The organism is Microseira wollei NIES-4236, assembly GCF_020521235.1.
Lineage (GTDB): Bacteria > Cyanobacteriota > Cyanobacteriia > Cyanobacteriales > Aerosakkonemataceae > Microseira > Microseira wollei.
In genome coordinates, this window is record NZ_BLAY01000054.1 from 20,841 (window position 1) to 39,840 (window position 19,000).

The window sequence follows — 19,000 nt, forward strand, 5'->3', positions numbered from 1 at the left end:
ATTTCGCCTTCAAATGGTGCAAGATGTCAATTTCCTGTTTGCCACCCATCCAAAGCTGCTAGCAGGATATTAATTAACGGATGATCTACTAACTCTTTTATTGCTTCAACTCCACCTGATTTAATCGCGCCCAATACCCGTTCTTTCAAAGTTGGATTGCCTTCAATCTGCTTAATCGCTTCTGCGACGAATACCATTTTTTCAGATTGGGTGTTGGTGGGATAAGTTTGCTCCAATTGTTGTAGTAGCTGCTGAATATCTGCTGCGGCTTCTGCTAGATTTTGTTCAGCGGCGTAGTTATGCTGTGTACCTATTTGAGTGCCGTGGTTTGTCCCGATATTACTGCCTGATACTGTGGCATCTCGCAGGTTGTATTGATTGGTTTCTTGCACGGGGTTACTCTCCGATGTTGCTCTAACTTCATTATTAACATTAACTTGATGAGACTGGCTAGCTAATAATTTAACAATTTCGTGCATATCTGAATATTTTTTACGCTGATCTTCGTATAATTCTTTATATTTCTCTATCTCTTTAAGTGCAAGTTGGTAATTTTGCATAAAATCGCCATGAATCTTTTCCTTGTTGGCATCGGGAGGAACGCTGACTCTGACGACAACCACGCCATCGCCTTTGTTTTCAATACTCTGGATGGCGAGTTCGGTGTCTTCATTTTCGACTTGCACTTTTTTGAAGGCGGTGACAAAGGCTTTCCAGTCAACGCCATTTCGGAAAATTAAATCGACGGTATTTAAAACCTCTTCAAACAGCTTGGTAAATTCTCCCGGTTTAAATTCGCCGCTGCTGGGACGGCGTTCGCGGTCATCGGTTCCTGGTTTGGGGTTTTCTAGGAGATAAACAAATCGACAATCGACATTATCTAATTTGGTGCTATTTTCAATATTCCATGCTTCCAAACAAGCGCCAGTCATTTGAGCGTTGGTAAAGTCAGTGCCAATTGCTTGAGTCAGAGTCAGGTTTGCCCATTCTAAATTGGCTCCCTGGAATGTTGCTTCAACGATATCGGCTTCTTTGAGATTGGCATTTGTGAGGTTTGCACCTATCAGGTTAGCGCCTCTGAGATTAGCGTGAGTGTATGATTTATCTCTGCCATTGCCGCTGATGAGTAAATTGAAAATAGCTTGGTTTGCTAATATTGAATCGCCAAGTCTGGCAAGGTTAAGTTTTCGTGCCTCATAAAAGCGAGTGCGAGTCAGATTTGCGTTTCTAAAATCTGTGTTTTTTAGTATTGCTTGATTGAAATCGGCATCGGTTAAATAAGCACCGCGAAAACTTGTGCCACCTGTAGCAGCGAAGATAACAGCAATGGTGCGAACAAAGGCGTGTTTCTCATCTCCAGCTAAGGCACGCCAAGCTATGTAAATACCCACTACTACCATTACCGCTGCCACTGGTGTTGCCACTGCCGCTGCCGCTGCCACTACCCCTACCCATGTCAGTGTCGCTGCCGCTAACACTACCCCTACCGCTGTCAGTGTCGCTGCCACTAACACTGCCGCTAACTCAGTCACTGCCGCTGCCGTTGCCACTATCGCCGCCACTGCCACTGCCGCTGCCACTGCCGCTGCCACTATTATTGGCGTTAGGATTGTGATTGTCGCTGCCGCATCCCTTGGCACTATCGTTGCCAATGCTATTGACACTACCGCTGTCATCGGCACTGTCATTGCCCATAACACTACCACTGCCCTCAGACCTTTGCGAATAGTGGCAATAAAGAAAGCTGCAAGCACTATTAATATCAACACACCAGGAATAATCGTGTAGTCTTTCATCACGGTAGGAGTGAAGAAAAGTGCTACCAAAAAACCAGCCAAGACTGAAAGTAATCCCGATAGTACGGATAGAATTAATGAAATTATTAGCAGAACAATTGCCCAGCGGTGTTGCAGTCCCGCTTTGGCATGGCTGAAGTTTGCACCTTTTAAGATGGCATTGGTAAAATTTGCACCTCGGATATCTGCGTGGGAGAAGTTCGCACCTGTGAGGTCTTGACCTTTGAAATTGCGTCCTCGGAGATTTCTGCCGGAAAAGTCCTGGGGCATCGCTGAAGGGGGAAGACTGGATTGCATATTTATACAGGCAGACTCAGCGATAATCCGGAATGTTGTAGCGATCGCTTGCTTTTTGCAGGTTGGACGGGATCAATTCGGGACTTACGCACAGAAACCAGGTTTCTATGAAAAGTCGTCGCTTTGGGAACTAAAGATCTATGCAGAAACCCGGTTTCTAGGCTTCTCGTGGGTAAGTCCTGTTCATATTCAGCAGGTATAAAATCAAGGGCTGCACTTTGTTTAAGTATGAGAAAAAGTAAGCGATATGAGATCTTTCACCTGTGGCATTACCCCGCCAGGGAATAAATTCCCACAGCGAGTAGCAGAAGTCCACTTAAGTGGACTAAATACTTATGATTAAAGGCTGTCAGTCCATTTTAATGGACTTTCGCTACTCGCCTTGGAAATTAATTTCCGGGCGGGCTAATACCACAGGTGCAAGATCTGAGCGATCGCACAACAATCTGCTGAAGATATCCCAGCATAATTAATTATGTAAACTTTGATCGATTTTTCGCTCTTGACCCCTCTTTTGTTCTACTGAAATCCATCTCACATCTACGCCGACACCCTGAAGGGTGCGGCTACACAGACGAAGCCCGCCTGCGCGGGCTAAAGCTTTTAAAGCCTGCGAAGGCAGGCTTTGTTTGTGTAGCAACACCCTTAAGGGTGTCAGCTACTGGCAGATTCCTACCTTTAGAGGGTCGCCTGCAACGCAATGTTCTGATTAAAATCGGTGTTTGACACTCACCTGAAAACAGATCGTAGCAACTGAGAAAGCAATGAGCGAAGTCGCAATTGAAGAAAACCTGAAGCAATTTCTGCTAGTGTTGGCAGTTTCCCTAAGCGTCGCCACACTGCCACAAGTTTTTAGTTGGTTTCGCCGCATTCCCTATACCTTACTACTGGTAATCGTGGGATTGGGACTAGCATTGGTTGATGTGCGCTTAATCAATCTCTCACCTGGATTAATTTTGTTCATTTTTTTACCGCCGCTGTTGTTTGAATCGGCTTGGAATTTAAAATGGTCGGATGTCAAACACGATTTAGTGCCAATTTGCCTTTATGCGATTATTGGAGTTGTGATTTCAATTGCGGGTGTTGCTTTTGGTTTAAACCAACTCGCTGGTATTTCCCTCACTACTGCTTTGCTGATTGGGGCTAGCCTTTCTGCGACCGATCCGGTTTCGGTGACGGCGCTGTTTCGAGAGTTGGGAGTTGGAAAGCGCCTCTTAACATTAATGGAAGGCGAAAGCCTTTTTAATGATGGGATGGCAGTGGTTGCCTTTAATTTTTTGTTGGCGTTTTCTTTGAAAACAACCGACCTGACTCTGCAACCGATTCTGGTTGAGTTTTTTACTGTTGTGGGGATTGGGATTGGCGTCGGTAGTTTGATTGGTTTTGGGATTTCTTATTTAACCCAACGCTTTGATTTACCCTTAGTAGAACAGTCTTTTACTTTAGTTTCTGCCTATGGGACTTATTTAATTACCGAAAATTTGGGCGGTTCGGGGGTAATTGGGGTTGTCACGGCGGGGATGATTTTGGGTAATTTTGGTTCGCGGATTGGGATGAATCCCCGCACTCGACTTATTGTTACCGAGTTTTGGGAGTTTCTAGCTTTTTTTGTTAATTCGATTGTTTTTTTATTGATTGGCGATCAGATGCACTATGTGGTTTTAGGGGAAAACTTGCCTGCGATCGCTCTCACCATAGCCGGGATGATTGTAACGCGCGCGATCGCTATTTACCTACTCAGCAGTTTGAGCAATCGCCTCGTCGCGTCGTCCATTCCTATCCCCGAACAAACCGTGCTTTGGTGGGGAGGATTGCGCGGATCGGTGGCGTTCGCGAAGCGGAAGGGAGGCATATCGCTCTGGCATTAAGCGTCCCCGCCATTCTACCAGAGCGGGAAAAGATCGTTGCTACTGTCTTTGGTGCAGTGTTGTTTACCCTGCTGGTGCAAGGATTCACGATCGAACCTTTGTTAAAAAAGCTACAGCTATTGGGCGACCAACCATTGCGTCAGCGATATTTAGAAATAACTGCTCGTCAGGCTGCCTTAAATCGGGTGCTGCAATACCTCGCTCAAAGAGAAAAGCCTGCGGGTATTGAGCCAGAGTTCTATAACTACCAGGAGTCGCTAATTAAAGGAGAATTGGCACGCCTAGAAGCAGAAATTAAACAGTTACTCCTTGAATATCCGAATTTGCGAAACTTTACGGCTGAGCAACTAAAAGCGGAATTGCTGGCAATTGAAGCCGATACCTATGCTGAGTTTCTCCGTACTGGTCGGTTAAATAAAGAACTTGCTCCTTTTCTATCAGAGGAGTTGGTAGAAAGCGAGAAACCCAGTTGAAAAATCAGGATTTATAAGATGTCCGTTCAATTGCCGATAATTAAAAAAATTCCACCGCGTCGTTGCGTAGGGACACGGCATCATAGATATCTCGGACAAACAGATAACGTTAATAATGCCGTGTCCCGGCTGATGATTATGGGTAATCTTAAGGACATGATATTACGCAAGAAGATCCCAGAAACCGGGTTTTTTCGCAGACGATTTTTCCTAGAAACCCGGTTTCTTTGCCTAAGTCCGCAAAATATTCCCTTAGTTAGGAGACTTGGCTGCAAAAATCCGCGAACCTTACAGCTGATTGCACTCTTTGTAAGGTACAGCCTTAAGGCTTCGTTTGTGTAGCGGCACCCTTAAGGGTGCCGCTACACAAACGAAGGTTTACCCGATCCGACTGAAATCCGCTGTAGCGGCAGGAGGGCGATATGCGTCAGCTAATTATCGAAGTGCCACCCGGTTGCGGACAAACGGTTCTCGATATCGCTAAGTCTCACAATGCCGCTAACGTGGCACTATTTGAGGCAAAAGGTAGCCATCAGCCAATCGACTTAGCAATTGTCCACGTTTCTAACCGACAGGTCGAGAAGCTTTTGGCAGAGTTGCAAGACTTGCCCTCATTACACATTACCCTGCTTCCTACGGGCGTAATAGCATTAAAACCCCCCGCAAACGAAGCACCGCAGCAAGTCACCAATGTTGAGGAACGCAGTCCGATTGAAATTTTTCTCTCCGGGTTGCAAAGTGTTGGCTCTTGGCGCGGGTTTTTGGGGTATGCAGTCGTTGCAGGTTTTGTGGTCTGGATTGGGTTGTATACGAATACAAGTTACCTGCTGGTAGCGGCGATGCTGATTGCGCCTTTTGCAGGTCCGGCGATGAATACAGCCATTGCTACCCCACGAGGCGATCGCATCCTCTTAGGTCGCAGTCTTCTCCGTTATTTTGCGGCATTTGCTGTCACAATTGCGACAACTTGTTTACTGAGCCTGATACTGCGGCAAGAAATCCCTACGAGTCTGATGCTCGATAGCAGCCCGGTTTCAGCGGTAGCGGTGCTTTTACCGTTAACTGCTGGGGCTGCTGGGGCGCTGAATTTGGTACAGTCAGAGCGCAGTAGTCTGGTATCTGGGGCAGCTGCTGGGATGTTAGTTGCGGCATCTTTGGCTCCTCCGGCGGGTATTGTCGGCATGGGGACTGCGCTTGGCAGGTGGGATTTGGTAATCGATGCGCTGTTTTTGCTTTTGCTGCAATTAGGCGGTATAAATTTATCCGCTGCTTTATTATTCCGAATTTATGGATTATCCACTCAAGGAACTCGCTATCAACGCGGTCAAAAATGGGTGACCCGTTCTGCGCTTGCGATTACCGTTATAGCACTAATCGGTCTTTTAACCTGGCAGTTTTCTAATTCTCCTAATCTAGAACGTTCTAGCCGCGCCCAACAAGCTAATGCAGCAGTTGAAAACGCGGTCGAGCAAGTTGGTTTAGCACAATTAGTGGAGTCGAATGTGCGGTTTACTCGGCGCAATATTCCAGGACAAAATACCCTACTTAGCGTCGTTTATGTCCAGCGTAAACCGGGTGTTAAGCAATCGGATGAAGAGATTAGTAACCGGATTAAGAGTGCAGTTCAAAAGCGCTTAAAAGAGCAAGGGTTTAATGTGACACCGTTGATTGATGTAACTGTGTTGGAGCCTGGTAGATGAGATTTGCGATCGCGTAAAATATGACCAACCCAAACCTTGCCGAAAAACAAGCCTTAGAACAAGAGCGCAACGAGATTTTACAACAGCTAGAAGATTGGCTGGAAACTCCGATGCTGGTGCTGGCATTTGTGTGGCTAGCCCTATTTATTATTGAATTAATTTGGGGATTAAACCCGCTGCTAGAAGTCGTTAGCACTACTATTTGGGTTATCTTTATTGCAGATTTTATAGTTAAATTCGCCTTGGCTCCCCGCAAGATTTCCTATATCAAAAGCCATTGGCTCACCGCTTTTTCTTTGCTGTTGCCTGCTTTGCGTACCTTTCGGATTGTACAAGTTGTGCGAGCCTTCAAAACAACAAGGGCTGTGCGAAGTTTGCAGCTGTTGCGAGTCATGACTGGTACTAATCGAGGGATGCGGGCATTAGCTGCGAGTGTTAGCCGTCGCGGATTTGGTTATGTCGTAGCACTAACGATAATTATTAACGCAAGTTGCTAGTTATCTTTATTAGGGCTGCTAACAGCTAATGGCTAATAGCTAATGGCTGGTAGAACTCAAAAATATGCCCACGATCAATTAGCAATTAGCAATTAGCAAGACCGAATTTTATAACTAGCAACTTGAGTTATTACCTTGGTAGGTGCAGCGGGAATGTATGCATTTGAAAAAGATGTTGCCGATGGTTCCTCTGGGTTAAATAATTACGGCACTGCCTTATGGTGGACGGCAATGCTGATGATGACAATGGGTTCGGAATATTGGCCCAAAACGCCTGAAGGTCGCATACTTTGCCTTGTTTTGGCACTCTATGCTTTTGCGGTTTTTGGTTATGTTACTGCTACTATTGCGACGTTTTTTATTGGTCGCGATGCAGAGGATGACGCAGCAGAATTAGCAGGAGCAAAATCAATTGCAGCACTTCAAAGTGAAATCGCTGCTTTGCGGGCTGAAATTCAGCAATTGTTGAATCAGCGGTGACGGTGCGTTACACTTCTCTTGAATCAGCGGTGACTACAATCAGCCCAGAGCAAAACAGTGAGGTGACATCATGTGCCAGAAAATACTTGTTGTTCTAACCAGCATTGAAAAATATCCAAACATGAACCGGGCTACCGGATTGTGGCTGGGAGAAGCTGTCCATTTTGTCAAGAAAGTCGAAGAGGCTGGCTATAAAGTTGACTATGTCAGTCCTCTAGGCGGATATACACCGATTGACCCACACAGTCTGGCGATGGCAGATCCAACTGATTGGGAGTGGTATCAGAAGAAAGAATTTATGAATCGTCTTGGGACTACGCTAAAACCAAGCGAGGTTAATCCGGATGATTACGTTGCGATCTACTATGCTGGTGGTCATGGTGTAATATGGGATTTCCCTGAGAACGAGGCACTACAGTCTATCAGCCAAAAAATTTATGAAAATGGTGGGTTTGTCTCTTCGGTATGTCATGGTGCCGTAGGCTTGCTTAATATCAAATTGTCAGATGGAAGGCTGCTGGTTAAAGACAAAGAAGTAACTGGTTTTTCAAATGAAGAAGAAAAACTTGCCGGACTGGATGACTTTGTTCCTTTCTTGACGGAAACCGAATTATTAGCGCGAGGAGCTATTTACAAAAAAGCCGATGAACCTTGGGCTGCTTTTGCTGTTGAAGATACGAGGATCGTCACTGGTCAAAATCCAGCATCTGGCGGTGCTGTTGCTGACTTACTGATTGCGGCATTAAAGCGAGATAAAATTTAGAACTTAGGCTCAAATGGATCGCTCGTTCCAAGGTTCCACCTTGGAATGCGGCTTTTTTTATTGGTCGCGATGCAGAGGATGATGAAGCAGAATGAGCTGATATCAAATCCGGCTCGACAACCCCTATAATCTTCTTCTTGGCGTTCTACTCAACGAGTGCGCCTCTGAAAGCGTCTATGGCGTCTACCCTACGGGAAGTCGCGCTTCGCGCCTATGGCGGTTCATTTAAAAAGGGGGTCATGGAAGCGGATTTGGTATGAGATTCAGCAATTATTGAATCAGCGGTGACTTAGCAGATCTTGCTTCCAAGTCTTTTGATAGGTGAATAGCTCATTGGGAATGATTGAACTGCGATCGCACATGCATCGTTTAACCTCCTATGATATTCAGCCTGAAATCTGACGAGGATCGACTGTGGTAATTTCAGTGAATCGTTGGAAATCATCGGTATTGAAGGTGAGCAGATGGGTGATTTGATGAACGACCATTGCAGCCACCAGTCGTGTATCGTGAACTTGTTTACCCATCACCTGATGAGCGATAACAAGTTGCTCCCATATCGGCAAGATTTCTGGGGTGTCGGGTTGAAGCACAAATAGCTGTTTCATCTGAGTTATTTCGCCAGATGCGAGATCGATCGATAACCCTAACCCGTTGACATTGACAGGTCTAGTAGCAACTGCCCAGAACTCAACAATATTTTGCGGCACAATGGTCAGTGTTTCACCTGGCGATCGCAATGTTGAGTAGGCATTACGAGCATATTGCTGTAATGGACTGGTACTCTGAGCCAAACGCAGCAGGAAATTCGGATCAACCAAATAGCTCATAGCTGGCTATCTTCCCGTTCGCGATAGATGCTTTCGCGGCTAATGGCTTCGTCTGATAGAGGTGGAACATTTGCCAGAGCAGGATTGTTGCAAAATGCTTCTAGTAGCTCAACCCACTCTTGTGTGGTTTCTGTTTGGGGTAGCGATCGCTCTATTTCAGGTGTTAAGTTAGTTTCAATCCAAGATTCGAGATATTGCTCTACAGAGATACCTTTTGCAGTAGCTTGGGCTATCAAATGGGCTTCCATTTCTGGCTTCAGATTAAGTTGAATGGTCATTACTGTTACCTCCTGGCTATCCAGCTTAATTGTAAATCAACGCTGACGGTAGGCTTTGGGAGTCATCCCCGTAAATTTGCGCAAGTGTTTATTCAAATGGGTTTGATTGGCAAATCCACACTCTAAAGCAATATCTACGATCGCTCTCTCTTCCTCTTTCAACAATTGCTTTGCCCGTTCCACAGATTGTTAACTAATGCTGGTAAGTTGTAGGTTGGCATGAGGGACGAAACCCAACTTGTTAGCCCGGAGAAGGTTGGGTAACGCTATGCTCAACCTACATATACAGGACTTACGCAAGGGCGTTGCCAGAAACCCGGTTTCGACCTTGATTTCTCGTTCCCAAACCCAGGATTTTTTGGATCACCAAAGTTTCTTTGCCTAAGTCCTGATATAAATTTATCAACCTCAGTACGGGAGAGCTAGTCTTTATTCAACGGTGACGGTGCCGTACACCGCTGATAACGCACCCTACATGCTACTACATGCTACTAACGTGTTGCGGCGGCTTTGTTGCCATTTTTGTTGCCGTTGGTGCTGCGGTTATCATTCCCAGTGGCGATTACTTGCTCAGAACTGGGGGTTGGCGACTCGCCTCGCAGTCTCTTGCGGCGCTGGTTTTTGGGTACTCCTCCTGCCATGCCATACTCGACGCTGCTTTTGCCATAGCGGGTAGCTACACCCAATAGCATGTGTTCTGCCATATCTGCCAACTCGCGCTCGGTTTGGAGCATTTCACGGTAGAGTTTATCCAGGGTTGAAAGGGCGGTGTTGTATGCATTTTCTTTGGTTTGCATGGTTTCGATTAGGGTTGAGAATTCAGCAAGGGTGAGTGAGTTGCCTAAATCTAAATTGGGGTCAATCGAACTTATGCTAGCCAGACGACGCACAGCTTTTTCTAAAACTTGAGAGGTTCTTTTTCGACGAGCCATAATAGGTAATTTGCCATTCAATAGGGTTAATAGTCTCTACGGTAAAAAACCTCTGTATCGATCAACCTGAGCAAATATCGCTATATTTTGCATGGCTTTTGCTACATAGCGATAGTTGTGATGCTTGCGGCAATTACTGAAATTAGAAAGCCAAAGGGTAAACTGAGAAAGCAAACTGCCGTTTCGCTTGCGTCAAACACCAAAATATATGCGCGAATTACTGAAATGAGAAAGCCAACGGGCAAAATCAGAAAGTAAATTGCCATAAAGCTTGGGGAAAATACCAAAATGAATGCGCGAATTACTGAAATCAGAAAGCGAACGGGCTTCATGAGAAAGCAGATTGCCTTTGTTGTTACCCTAAGCCACCATTGACATAAATCCCAGGGTTATACCGAAAGTTTCAGTAGAATAAAAGGCATACATGACAGGTTTTTGAGCTAGGGAAAAATCTATCTACTTCTTGATAAATCTTCCCTGACATTTCTGCCTTATATTTCAGCATGGTACAAAACATACCCCAACCAACTTGATGGATAGATTTGGCTAGTTTGTGCTTCTGCATCACATATGAGCAACCCAAACAGCAATCATGTTATAGTTTTTCTACGTTGGTAGACATTTTCCGCTCAGGTTGAGGCATTGAGTTATGAATAAACTAAGAGCTTACACTCTCACAGTCTTACTGGCAACTTTAATATTTCCCCAACAAAGTCGTGCTGCTACCCTTGCTGCACCACCCATACAGACTCAGGTTCAGGAGGTAGCGAGGTGGTTTACCGGCTTATTCAACAATGGTCAACAGGTGGCAAGCAACCCTGCTGTGCCATTTATCAGTATGACAAATTGTAATGTGCAACTGGCTGGTGGAACACCAGGTGCTGGAGTTGAAAACATCTATCTGGAACAGCAAAGTACTGCTTTTGAGCGCCTGCGCTTCTATTCTTTTAGTCCAAATAATTCCACAGTCGGGCTAAGCGTTCGTAGTTTCGTCAACAGCGATATTTGACGCGGACTGTGCAATCTTCCACAGCCGCAGCGGGTGATTAACATTAACAACATAGCCACAATTAGCTGTGACATTCAATTAATGTGGGAACCCCTTCGCTACGTAGGAAGTAACGCCCCCAATGGCTGTCCTACTTTTGCTGGTGGTAAAGTAGTTTCTAACTTCAGCATCTTGGAAAACGACATTTTCTCATTAGATACCATCTTCAATGCCAGAGGCGATATACTTGTCAGCACTCCCATCGAATTTCTTCGAATTAGTTCTATCCCCGAACCATCCTCTACTTTAGGACTTCTCGCTCTGGGTATAGGTCTGGCTGGTGTATCATTCTCCAGAAAACTGCAACAGAAATCCACAGCTAAGGAGAAAGTTTTAAGCAATTGTTGAATCAGCGGTGAAGGTGCGTTACACTGCGTTAACGCACCCTAGCTTTCAACAACTCGCTTTGGGTGATTCTGTAACACAAACACCAGAACCTATGATTTTTTCTTTGTCGCTATAACAATTCCACTCGCCCAAGCCAATTTGGTGACGCTCAAATTCTGCCTGTTCTCCAGGTCTACTATCAATGTCAAGACATTAGACTCATGACCTTCAATCCAGTTTTTTTGGGGCAGCATGTCGTCAATCACATACAAGCCACCGAGTTTGAGGAGACTCAGTGAGTCTTCAAGGCAAGTGTATTTTCCTATCCAGGTATCCGCAAAGATTAGATCAAATTTTTGGTTCTGCGCTATAAGACGCTCCATAAAAACGCCTGCATCTTCAGTATGAAAACTGACTCGTCGATCTTGCGCTAAATACTTCTGAGCGATCGATGCGATAAGACTATCATTTTCTACTGTGAGCAGCTGGGATTCTTCATCCATCCCATCCAGCAACCAGGCTGTGGAAATTCTTGTACCTGTCCCCAATTCTAGAAAACATCCTGACGGTTTGCTTGCAGCCAAGGTTCTGAGGAGGGAACCTGTTTGTGGCTCAGATGCCATTTGGAAGCCTGCTGCTACCGTTGCAGACAAAATCTGATTGAGAACAGGTGGAGCCTGGAGATGCTCTTTATCATTCATCGCTTGAATCTTTCCATGCACTGCTAATTAACTCAAGTTGCTAGTTATCTCTCTGGGAGCGGCTAATGGCTAATGGCTAATGGCGAAATTGGTAAAAATCCAAGATTAGCAATTAGCAATTAGCAATTAGCAATTAGCAATTAGCAATTAGCAACGCCCTTGTTTATAACTAGCAACTTGCGTTAATTAGACTAATTCATTCTTGCTCGGATTGCTCTATGCAAAATCTAGTCATACTATAGAGATTGTACAAACAATCTTGCTTTCATCTGCCCACCAGCCGCAGAAGCCCACCTGCGGTTTAGTGTGAGTATGTAAACGGAAGGGATCTGATTATTTGGTAGTATATAAATTAACAAGGGTAAATATTCCTGCCCCAAATCTTTATGCTGTTTCCCAAAACCAAGCAAACCGCAGCGATTTTGAGACGTGAGTGGGATGGTTTGACAGTCGAGTATGGTCGGCTTGATGCCGTGGGGGAATTTGATTTTGCCATGCCTAAGCACGTTTTAAGTGTTGCCTTTGCACCGCACGAGCAGGTTACCTGGTCAGTGGATGGTGGTCAGCGTCAAAGTACAAGCTTACCGGCTGGTAGTGTATTTGTATATGGGCAACGAGAGTTTGTTTGGCATCGTCGGGTAAAACCAAGTGAGTATATAAATTTGGCACTCGATCCGGCTTTGTTACAGACTATCGCCACAGAGAACGGGTTATCCTCAACGACGGAAATCGAGCATCGAGTCATCTTTCAAGATCCAACTATTCTGCATGTGGCGCAATTGTTGAAAGCCGAGGTTCTGAATGGAGGGCTGGCTGGTAATCTATATGTGGAGTCGTTGCGAAATTTATTAGCCGTTCATTTGCTCAGAAACCATACCAGAGTCTTAGTTAAGCCGACGGTTGAAGCGGGTCATCGAGATGGTTTGAAACTCAAGCAACTGAAGGATTATATAGAAGAACATTTGGCTCAAGAGTTAGCGATCGCTACCCTAGCCGCCCAAATTCCCATGAGTCAGTTTCACTTTGCTCGCGCTTTCAAAGCTGCGACTGGAGAATCACCCCATCGTTATATTATGCAGCGCCGGATCGAACGCGCCAAAATTTTGCTTTCGGTAGCGCGGCTGACGGTAGCAGAAGTCGCCTATCAGGTTGGATTTTCCAATCAAAGCCATTTTACGGCGCAGTTTCGTAAAGCAATTGGGATGACTCCAAAGCAGTTCCGAGAGTGTGCCTGATAGAACAATATGCCCAAATTTGAACACCAACTTGACATCGTTTATGCCAGCGATCGCAATCACTGGCGACGATGGTTAGAACAAAACCATCAAGACGCGATCGGAGTTTGGCTAGTCTATTACAAAATCAAAAGTGGAAAACCCAGCGTGCAATACAGCGAAGCCGTCCAAGAAGCACTCTGCTTTGGTTGGATTGACAGCAAAATCCAATCCCTGGATGAAGAGCGTTATCGACAAATCTTCACGCCTCGAAAGCCAAAAAGTGTGTGGTCAAAATTAAACAAGCAGTATGTCGAAGAATTGATTAACCAGGGAAAGATGACCGAGGCCGGGTTAGCAAAAATTGCAGTGGCAAAACAAGATGGTTCCTGGACGAGTTTAGATGAGGTTGAAGCACTCGTCGTTCCAGTAGACTTAAAAAAAGCTTTAGAAACAGATGATGCTGCAAACAGAAACTTTGAGTCATTCAGCAACACAATTAAAAAAAATATCCTGTTTTGGATTCAAAGTGCTAAACGTCCAGAGACAAGGTTACTGAGAATTGAGAAAACCGCGATCGCAGCGGCTCAAAACAAAAATCCATTACTGCGATCGTGATAGCTCTAAAAGAAATTACGTCACTTTGTGTTGGGATTGGCAGCATACTTGTTATCTGGGAATTACTATCAACCGCTAGAGCAGCTAACTTATCATAAAAACCACGCTGCACTTCAAATCCCAAGACTTTGAGTTTAGATTGATAGACTTGATTAATTACTAATATAATATCGTTACCGTGTTACGTTACCACAATTACAGTGAGATCATGAGGTTGTTTGACTGCTGGCTAAACCACTAATTATTCCACATCGCTACTAATCTTGATACATATTCACGAGCATCAATAACGTTCCATTGAACTGTTGAATTGCCAAATAGATAATTCATTTTGTTTTGACATAAAAATCCTTGCCAACCATCGTTATATAGTTGAGTATTTAGCCAATTTATAGAATTAACAAATGTTGACTGATAGCTGGTACTAAATTTACTGTTGGGAACATTAAAGAGAAGACATTCAATAAAATAAGATGGAAAGCGCCCTGACAAAAGAGTATTTGTCTCAATAATTCGATTTCGGGCATTCTTAAATACTCTGACGTTGGGCTTGTATAAGCCTTTTGTCTGTTGTTGTGAGTTTTTGTTTGTGCCGTTTTCATAATGCAACTTTGGGAAGTTATAGATCTGATGCGATCCAGAAAGCGTCCAAAAGGTCATGCCCTCTGCTACTAACCTCATGTTTTCATAGTGTTTATACTTTACTGCTACAACTACATCTGCCTTGAGCCGTCCACTATTAGGCAGTAGCTTAATCGATTTACTACCTGACTTGTCAACATATTGAGAGCCATAGTAACTGGATAGAGCATTAATGACCTCTTGGCGAAACTCAGACCAACCATAAGCAGCAGGTGTTATCCCTAGTTTACTTTTCTCCCGCTCAGAAAGATTTGAGTAGAAAACAGAGGTAAGTTCAACTACAAGATCTACATCACTATCGCCACGAATATTTGTTGAATTTCGATATGAGCCTTGCAGATAAGTGTCATAGGTAATGCCAGAAGACCAGTTATAAGCTGCTAAGGCATTTCTAATAGATTCATGAGTCAGTTTAGCTGATACAACTGCCCCTTGATTAGACCATGTTTGAAGTTGAGATTCAGAGATAGGCATACTACACTGTTTAATTGAGAATTAACAAAGAATTAAGTTGATTTTGTACTTGTTATGCTGAACTATCTAATGCAATGCACAAAAATCTTATATAGTAATAGTTTTGTGCCTTATTTTAAATTACCTAGTGCTAAGGTTTTGGCCTTAAGAGAGGTGCTGCCCTATTTATAGCGTCTGCCCGTTTCAAGTATTTACGAGAGATAAGCTTAAACTCCATAGTTCCAAGATTTTGTCTACCACGCCCAGTAAAGTAGTCTCCTGCTAATTCATTTCCATCTGAGGAAAGTTGTAAATTAGCTGTTCCTCTATGAGCATTCATCGTATTTACACTTAAAGCAGACGGCTCATTCATGTACTCGTACTTCAAGCAAGGTTCAGAAGATTCATACGTATTAACGGCTGCCATAATCGAATAAGAACTCGAATTATGAGTAACCAATCGCACATTTATGTGCGTCCATGTTTGACGGATATATAAGACAACATTTGGCACATCTGTACCACTGCCGTAAGACGAATGGATTGTTCCCACCCAAGTTCCTTGAAGATTTGGAATCGCGGAAAATGAAACAAAAGAAAATTTTTGAAACCATAGACATTTGTCAAACCACTGGTAAATCAAGCCGTAAAATCCCATTACGGAAGGTGCATCAACCCACCAAGGAACCTCTAATTTCATAATCTTTAAAGCAGAACTCAAACTTAGAGCAGCAACCACAGCAATAAATGCCAACCAAATAGGAGTGGATTCTCGCTCTGAAGCGTCTGTTGCGTAAGTGTGCATGAAAAGCTTGCCTCGATCTTATTCTTTATGAGGTACGCTCTTTAGAACTTGTAGATGGATCTTTATATAGTGCAATATTTGATAAATTGACACTATAGAAAAAATCTGTACCCTATTTTAACACCTGAACAGTATTTATGTACTATATAAAATATAGTGATAACCGTACATACCTTTGCTTTAGTTAATATATAGCTTCGCTTAGCAGTAAAATGGCTACGGCACGATTTCGGTGAATGTACTTGCCTGAGTCAGAATCGCCAAGACTGGGAGGAAGGCAACACTCAGCTTTGAAATAAATTGAGTTGCGTTTTCAATACCCCGGTGGATGCTGGAAATTGCCAACTACTTTGTCAAGTTCTTGCGCGATCGCTAACAATTCCATCTCTCGCCAACGCTTGCCTACAATTTGCAATCCGATCGGTAATCCAGCCTGAGTTTGTCCAATCGGAATCACCACCGCAGGATGACCGCTCAAATTAAACGGCATCGTGTAAGCGCCATTGGCAAGGCCATGGGGGTAAGACTTGCCTGCAATATCAATCGCACTCCAAGCGGGACGATGGGTAAACGCAGGAGTTGCCGCCACAGGCATGAGCCAAACATCCCACGGTTCCAATGCTGCGTCAATTTGAGCCGTGAAGCGATCGCGTTGCGTCAATGTCTCGAAATAACCCCTCAAACTGGGATTGATAAATTCGGGTAAAAAGCGGCTAAAATTTGCCAATTCTCGGAGTTTCTTGTCGCCTTGAGTGGCTGTGCGCCAGAGTAACGTCAGGCTGCGCCGTATGTTGTAGCGATCTTTGGGTTGGGCATAGTTGTTAATATATGCCGCCATGCGCCCGTAGAGCGTCCAAATCATCGATAGATCGAAATCCTTGGGCAGCCAACGTTCGATCTGCATCCCCGTTTGAGCTAATTTTTGCGCGATCGCACCCATTGCAACTCGAATTTCCGGATCGACAGGTACTTCTGCCCACTCATCAATCCAGGCAATTTTGAGATCCTCTAAAGTCTTACCAGACGCCGTGTCCAGGGGAATAGGCGGAACATCGGGACGGCGAGGATCGGCACCTGCGATTAAGGAAAAACAGAGGCGAATATCTTCAATCGATCGGGCAAAACATCCCACCGTCATCATTTGCCGCAAACAGTAAGGCATTCCTGGGGTTTCTGGAATTTGTCCAGCTGTAGAGATGCGGCGATCGGTCGGTTTCAAACCGTATACTCCACAAAAGTGGGCAGGTTGACGCACCGAACCCCCTAAGTCATTGCCAATATGTGAACTACCTACACTGATGCTACCGCATACAGTGTAGGCTTCCCAATTCATCAGCAACCGCCTCCGCAGTCGTAGACTTACGCCCAAACCGCTTTGGTCTTACATTGCCTCCAAGGGCAGTAGCGCTGGTTCCCAACGCCAAGATCCGCAAGCCTTCATTTCGGATATTTATTGCTGCGTTAACGTCTCTGTCATGATGCAAGTTGCAATGAGGACAGAGGAAAGAACGCACCGAGAGATCCATCTTTGGAATCGGTAGCAGTGTCACATTACAGAGGTGTGATGACGGAAAAAATCGCCCAATTTCGAGGTAGATTTTGCCATCTTGCTCTGCTTTGTACTTCAGCATGGTTTGGAACATCCCCCAGCCCGCATCAGAAATTGATTTGGCTAGGTTATGGTTCTTGACCATGTTTTTCACCGCTAGATCTTCCACCACAATCACTTGGTTCTCGTTCACTATCTTGCGGGATAGCTTGTGCAGGAAGTCTTCTCTCACTCTTGAAATTAAGACATGCACTTTGGCGAGTGCAACTTTTGCTTTACGCCGTTTGTTTGTCGTCAATTCCTTCTTTCTGGATAGCTTACGCTGCTTCCGTTTTAGGTTGCGATCGTGCTTTTTGAGATGTTTCGGATTGTTGAACTTGGAGCCGTCAGAAGTCACGGCAAAATCAATCAATCCCAAGTCAATCCCAACCGCTTTACCTTCACTGCTTGGATCTGGTTTAGCGGTTTCATCATCCAGCAATAGAGACGCATAGTAACGACCATCAGGCAGTTTCGATACGGTAACAGTCTTCAGCTTCCCAACACAATCGCGATGAATTTTCGCCTTCACCGTTCCCAGATTGCCAGGGAATTTGATTGCAGAATCGCTCAAAACCTTGACGTTCTGAGGATACTGGATCGACTGCCGACCATAGCGAGATTTGAAAGTAGGATATTGCGCCCGACCGTCAAAGAAGTTAATAAACGCACCAGACAGATTCAGTACCGATTGCTGCAAGCATTGGGAATAGCATTCTTTTAGCCATTCATGCTCTTGCTTCCAGACTGGGATCTGTTTCTTCATGCTGAGAGCAGAAATGCCTTTACCCGTCTCTTTGTAAGTTGCTGACATTACAGCAAGAGACTGATTCCACACCCATCGCACACACCCGAAAGCTTGTGCTAGATGGATTTTCTGGGCATCAGTTGGATAAATTCTGACTTTGACTGCCTTCAACACGAGAGCGACCCTTATCACGCTTCTATAACCATGATAACAAATCCGGTCGGAAAGTTCCCAATTCCAGAAAATTCGCTTCGTTGGTAAGAGATTTGTTCGTTTCGTCGTTGCAGATTTCCCAAGCTTTCAGTTCCTTCAGCATTGGTCAACCTGCACTCCAAGGGCTCACTCGCATTCATCCCACGCTCAATCAAAGATTAGAGCGTGGGGCTACGGCACGCTTGAGCTAAAGGTGAAAGGAAAGCCGCAACTGCCGCCGCACTTCCCCCAGAACTTCCGCCTGCTGTATAGTCCAGATTCCAAGGATTATTCACTCGCGGGAAAAGTGAATTAGTACTTTGGTAATCTCCCGCCAATTCCGCCATATTCGTTTTGCCGAGAATAACGGCACCTGCTGCCCGCAGCCTTGCAACAGCCGTGGCATCTTGTTGAGGAATGTAGTCTTTGAGGGGAATGTAACCTGCGGTTGTGCGAAGGGAAGCCGTTTCATAGATGTCTTTAATTGTGACGGGAACCCCATGCAAAGCACCCCAGTTTTCTCCTCTAGCTAGCGCTTCATCGGCTTGTTTAGCTCTGGTGCGGGCGTTGTTTTCATCCAATGTGCAAATGGCATTGAGCTGCGAATTATGTTGAGCGATTTGAGCAAGATTTGCATCGAGAACTTCCACCGCAGAAACTTCGCGATCGCGAATCATCCCAGCAAGCTGATGCGCCGAGGCAATTGTCAGATTCGTCATGCGCCACCACCCAAAGAAGGTTAGTGTAAAT

16 protein-coding genes and 6 pseudogenes are annotated in these 19,000 nt (G+C 44.9%); 10 read left to right on the forward strand and 12 right to left on the reverse strand.

What is annotated here, in order from left to right; all coding sequences use genetic code 11:
• Positions 1-26: 26 nt before the first annotated feature.
• Complete coding sequence (locus MiSe_RS18725) at positions 27-2,093, reverse strand: pentapeptide repeat-containing protein (RefSeq protein ID WP_226583430.1); 2,067 nt, start codon at positions 2,091-2,093, stop codon at positions 27-29.
• 764 nt (positions 2,094-2,857) lie between these two features.
• On the opposite strand from MiSe_RS18725, the pseudogene MiSe_RS18730 reads away from it, so the two are divergent.
• From MiSe_RS18730 to MiSe_RS18755, 6 genes and pseudogenes are all read left to right on the forward strand, one after another.
• A pseudogene (locus MiSe_RS18730) lies at positions 2,858-4,434 on the forward strand (cation:proton antiporter).
• Between the two features lie 18 nt (positions 4,435-4,452).
• Entirely contained in the window at positions 4,453-4,776 is a 324-nt protein-coding gene (locus tag MiSe_RS18735) for a hypothetical protein (RefSeq protein ID WP_226583431.1), read from the forward strand.
• Between the two features lie 80 nt (positions 4,777-4,856).
• A complete protein-coding gene (locus MiSe_RS18740) occupies positions 4,857-6,134 on the forward strand; it encodes a DUF389 domain-containing protein (RefSeq protein ID WP_226583434.1) in 1,278 nt (425 codons plus the stop codon).
• Positions 6,135-6,154: 20 nt separating this feature from the next.
• Positions 6,155-6,616, forward strand: a pseudogene (locus MiSe_RS18745) (potassium channel protein); the annotation flags it as partial.
• A gap of 147 nt (positions 6,617-6,763) precedes the next feature.
• Positions 6,764-7,111: pseudogene (locus MiSe_RS18750) on the forward strand (ion channel); the annotation flags it as partial.
• 70 nt (positions 7,112-7,181) lie between these two features.
• Positions 7,182-7,874: a type 1 glutamine amidotransferase domain-containing protein gene (locus MiSe_RS18755; protein ID WP_226583442.1), complete on the forward strand. Its 693-nt coding sequence runs from the start codon at positions 7,182-7,184 to the stop codon at positions 7,872-7,874.
• 386 nt (positions 7,875-8,260) lie between these two features.
• Here MiSe_RS18755 and MiSe_RS18760 read toward each other — a convergent pair whose 3' ends face one another.
• The 5 genes and pseudogenes from MiSe_RS18760 to MiSe_RS18780 form a co-directional block, all read right to left on the reverse strand.
• Positions 8,261-8,704, reverse strand: a complete 444-nt coding sequence (locus MiSe_RS18760) for a type II toxin-antitoxin system VapC family toxin (RefSeq protein ID WP_226583445.1) — start codon at positions 8,702-8,704, stop codon at positions 8,261-8,263.
• A complete protein-coding gene (locus tag MiSe_RS18765; RefSeq protein WP_226583448.1) occupies positions 8,701-8,982 on the reverse strand; it encodes a hypothetical protein in 282 nt (93 codons plus the stop codon). Before MiSe_RS18765 ends, MiSe_RS18760 begins: the two co-directional genes overlap by 4 nt.
• Before the next feature lie 36 nt (positions 8,983-9,018).
• Positions 9,019-9,171, reverse strand: a pseudogene (locus MiSe_RS18770) (helix-turn-helix domain-containing protein); the annotation flags it as partial.
• Positions 9,172-9,473: 302 nt separating this feature from the next.
• The gene (locus MiSe_RS18775) at positions 9,474-9,914 is read right to left on the reverse strand and encodes a hypothetical protein (protein ID WP_226583453.1); all 441 of its coding nucleotides are present in this window, start codon (positions 9,912-9,914) and stop codon (positions 9,474-9,476) included.
• 415 nt (positions 9,915-10,329) lie between these two features.
• Positions 10,330-10,479, reverse strand: a pseudogene (locus tag MiSe_RS18780) (zinc ribbon domain-containing protein); the annotation flags it as partial.
• Between the two features lie 84 nt (positions 10,480-10,563).
• Between MiSe_RS18780 and MiSe_RS18785 the strand changes: the two are divergent.
• Both MiSe_RS18785 and MiSe_RS18790 read left to right on the forward strand, forming a co-directional pair.
• The gene (locus MiSe_RS18785; RefSeq protein WP_226583456.1) at positions 10,564-10,923 is read left to right on the forward strand and encodes a CpcT/CpeT family chromophore lyase; all 360 of its coding nucleotides are present in this window, start codon (positions 10,564-10,566) and stop codon (positions 10,921-10,923) included.
• A gap of 81 nt (positions 10,924-11,004) precedes the next feature.
• Complete coding sequence (locus tag MiSe_RS18790) at positions 11,005-11,310, forward strand: PEP-CTERM sorting domain-containing protein (RefSeq protein ID WP_226583458.1); 306 nt, start codon at positions 11,005-11,007, stop codon at positions 11,308-11,310.
• An 89-nt stretch (positions 11,311-11,399) separates the two neighbouring features.
• Here MiSe_RS18790 and MiSe_RS18795 read toward each other — a convergent pair whose 3' ends face one another.
• The gene (locus MiSe_RS18795; RefSeq protein WP_226583461.1) at positions 11,400-11,990 is read right to left on the reverse strand and encodes an O-methyltransferase; all 591 of its coding nucleotides are present in this window, start codon (positions 11,988-11,990) and stop codon (positions 11,400-11,402) included.
• Positions 11,991-12,376: 386 nt separating this feature from the next.
• Between MiSe_RS18795 and MiSe_RS18800 the strand changes: the two genes are divergently transcribed.
• Positions 12,377-13,225 (forward strand): AraC family transcriptional regulator, encoded by an 849-nt coding sequence (locus MiSe_RS18800; RefSeq protein ID WP_226583464.1) that lies wholly within the window; start codon positions 12,377-12,379, stop codon positions 13,223-13,225.
• Between the two features lie 9 nt (positions 13,226-13,234).
• On the forward strand, positions 13,235-13,822 hold the full coding sequence (locus MiSe_RS18805) for a YdeI/OmpD-associated family protein (RefSeq protein ID WP_226583467.1): 588 nt from the start codon (positions 13,235-13,237) through the stop codon (positions 13,820-13,822).
• A gap of 237 nt (positions 13,823-14,059) precedes the next feature.
• On the opposite strand, the gene MiSe_RS18810 is transcribed toward MiSe_RS18805, so the two are convergent.
• The 5 genes and pseudogenes from MiSe_RS18810 to MiSe_RS18830 all read right to left on the reverse strand — a co-directional run.
• Entirely contained in the window at positions 14,060-14,938 is an 879-nt protein-coding gene (locus tag MiSe_RS18810) for a nucleotidyltransferase domain-containing protein (protein WP_226583483.1), read from the reverse strand.
• Positions 14,939-15,068: 130 nt separating this feature from the next.
• Positions 15,069-15,722, reverse strand: a complete 654-nt coding sequence (locus MiSe_RS18815; RefSeq protein ID WP_226583486.1) for a Cap15 family cyclic dinucleotide receptor domain-containing protein — start codon at positions 15,720-15,722, stop codon at positions 15,069-15,071.
• A gap of 313 nt (positions 15,723-16,035) precedes the next feature.
• The gene (locus tag MiSe_RS18820; protein WP_307731463.1) at positions 16,036-17,055 is read right to left on the reverse strand and encodes an amidase; all 1,020 of its coding nucleotides are present in this window, start codon (positions 17,053-17,055) and stop codon (positions 16,036-16,038) included.
• On the reverse strand, positions 17,024-18,232 hold the full coding sequence (locus tag MiSe_RS18825) for an RNA-guided endonuclease InsQ/TnpB family protein (RefSeq protein ID WP_226583489.1): 1,209 nt from the start codon (positions 18,230-18,232) through the stop codon (positions 17,024-17,026). The genes MiSe_RS18820 and MiSe_RS18825 overlap by 32 nt, the downstream gene beginning before the upstream one ends.
• Positions 18,233-18,459: 227 nt before the next feature.
• Positions 18,460-18,969, reverse strand: a pseudogene (locus MiSe_RS18830) (amidase); the annotation flags it as partial.
• Positions 18,970-19,000 lie beyond the last annotated feature (31 nt).

Excerpts from the sequence above, each read along its gene's own strand:
- MiSe_RS18725 (WP_226583430.1), bottom strand. The coding sequence starts at position 2,093 with ATGCAATCCAGTCTTCCCCCTTCAGCGATGCCCCAGGACTTTTCCGGC.
- MiSe_RS18735 (WP_226583431.1), top strand. The coding sequence starts at position 4,453 with ATGTCCGTTCAATTGCCGATAATTAAAAAAATTCCACCGCGTCGTTGC.
- MiSe_RS18740 (WP_226583434.1), top strand. The coding sequence starts at position 4,857 with ATGCGTCAGCTAATTATCGAAGTGCCACCCGGTTGCGGACAAACGGTT.
- MiSe_RS18755 (WP_226583442.1), top strand. The coding sequence starts at position 7,182 with ATGTGCCAGAAAATACTTGTTGTTCTAACCAGCATTGAAAAATATCCA.
- MiSe_RS18760 (WP_226583445.1), bottom strand. The coding sequence starts at position 8,704 with ATGAGCTATTTGGTTGATCCGAATTTCCTGCTGCGTTTGGCTCAGAGT.
- MiSe_RS18765 (WP_226583448.1), bottom strand. The coding sequence starts at position 8,982 with ATGACCATTCAACTTAATCTGAAGCCAGAAATGGAAGCCCATTTGATA.
- MiSe_RS18775 (WP_226583453.1), bottom strand. The coding sequence starts at position 9,914 with ATGGCTCGTCGAAAAAGAACCTCTCAAGTTTTAGAAAAAGCTGTGCGT.
- MiSe_RS18785 (WP_226583456.1), top strand. The coding sequence starts at position 10,564 with ATGAATAAACTAAGAGCTTACACTCTCACAGTCTTACTGGCAACTTTA.
- MiSe_RS18790 (WP_226583458.1), top strand. The coding sequence starts at position 11,005 with ATGTGGGAACCCCTTCGCTACGTAGGAAGTAACGCCCCCAATGGCTGT.
- MiSe_RS18795 (WP_226583461.1), bottom strand. The coding sequence starts at position 11,990 with ATGAATGATAAAGAGCATCTCCAGGCTCCACCTGTTCTCAATCAGATT.
- MiSe_RS18800 (WP_226583464.1), top strand. The coding sequence starts at position 12,377 with ATGCTGTTTCCCAAAACCAAGCAAACCGCAGCGATTTTGAGACGTGAG.
- MiSe_RS18805 (WP_226583467.1), top strand. The coding sequence starts at position 13,235 with ATGCCCAAATTTGAACACCAACTTGACATCGTTTATGCCAGCGATCGC.
- MiSe_RS18810 (WP_226583483.1), bottom strand. The coding sequence starts at position 14,938 with ATGCCTATCTCTGAATCTCAACTTCAAACATGGTCTAATCAAGGGGCA.
- MiSe_RS18815 (WP_226583486.1), bottom strand. The coding sequence starts at position 15,722 with ATGCACACTTACGCAACAGACGCTTCAGAGCGAGAATCCACTCCTATT.
- MiSe_RS18820 (WP_307731463.1), bottom strand. The coding sequence starts at position 17,055 with ATGAATTGGGAAGCCTACACTGTATGCGGTAGCATCAGTGTAGGTAGT.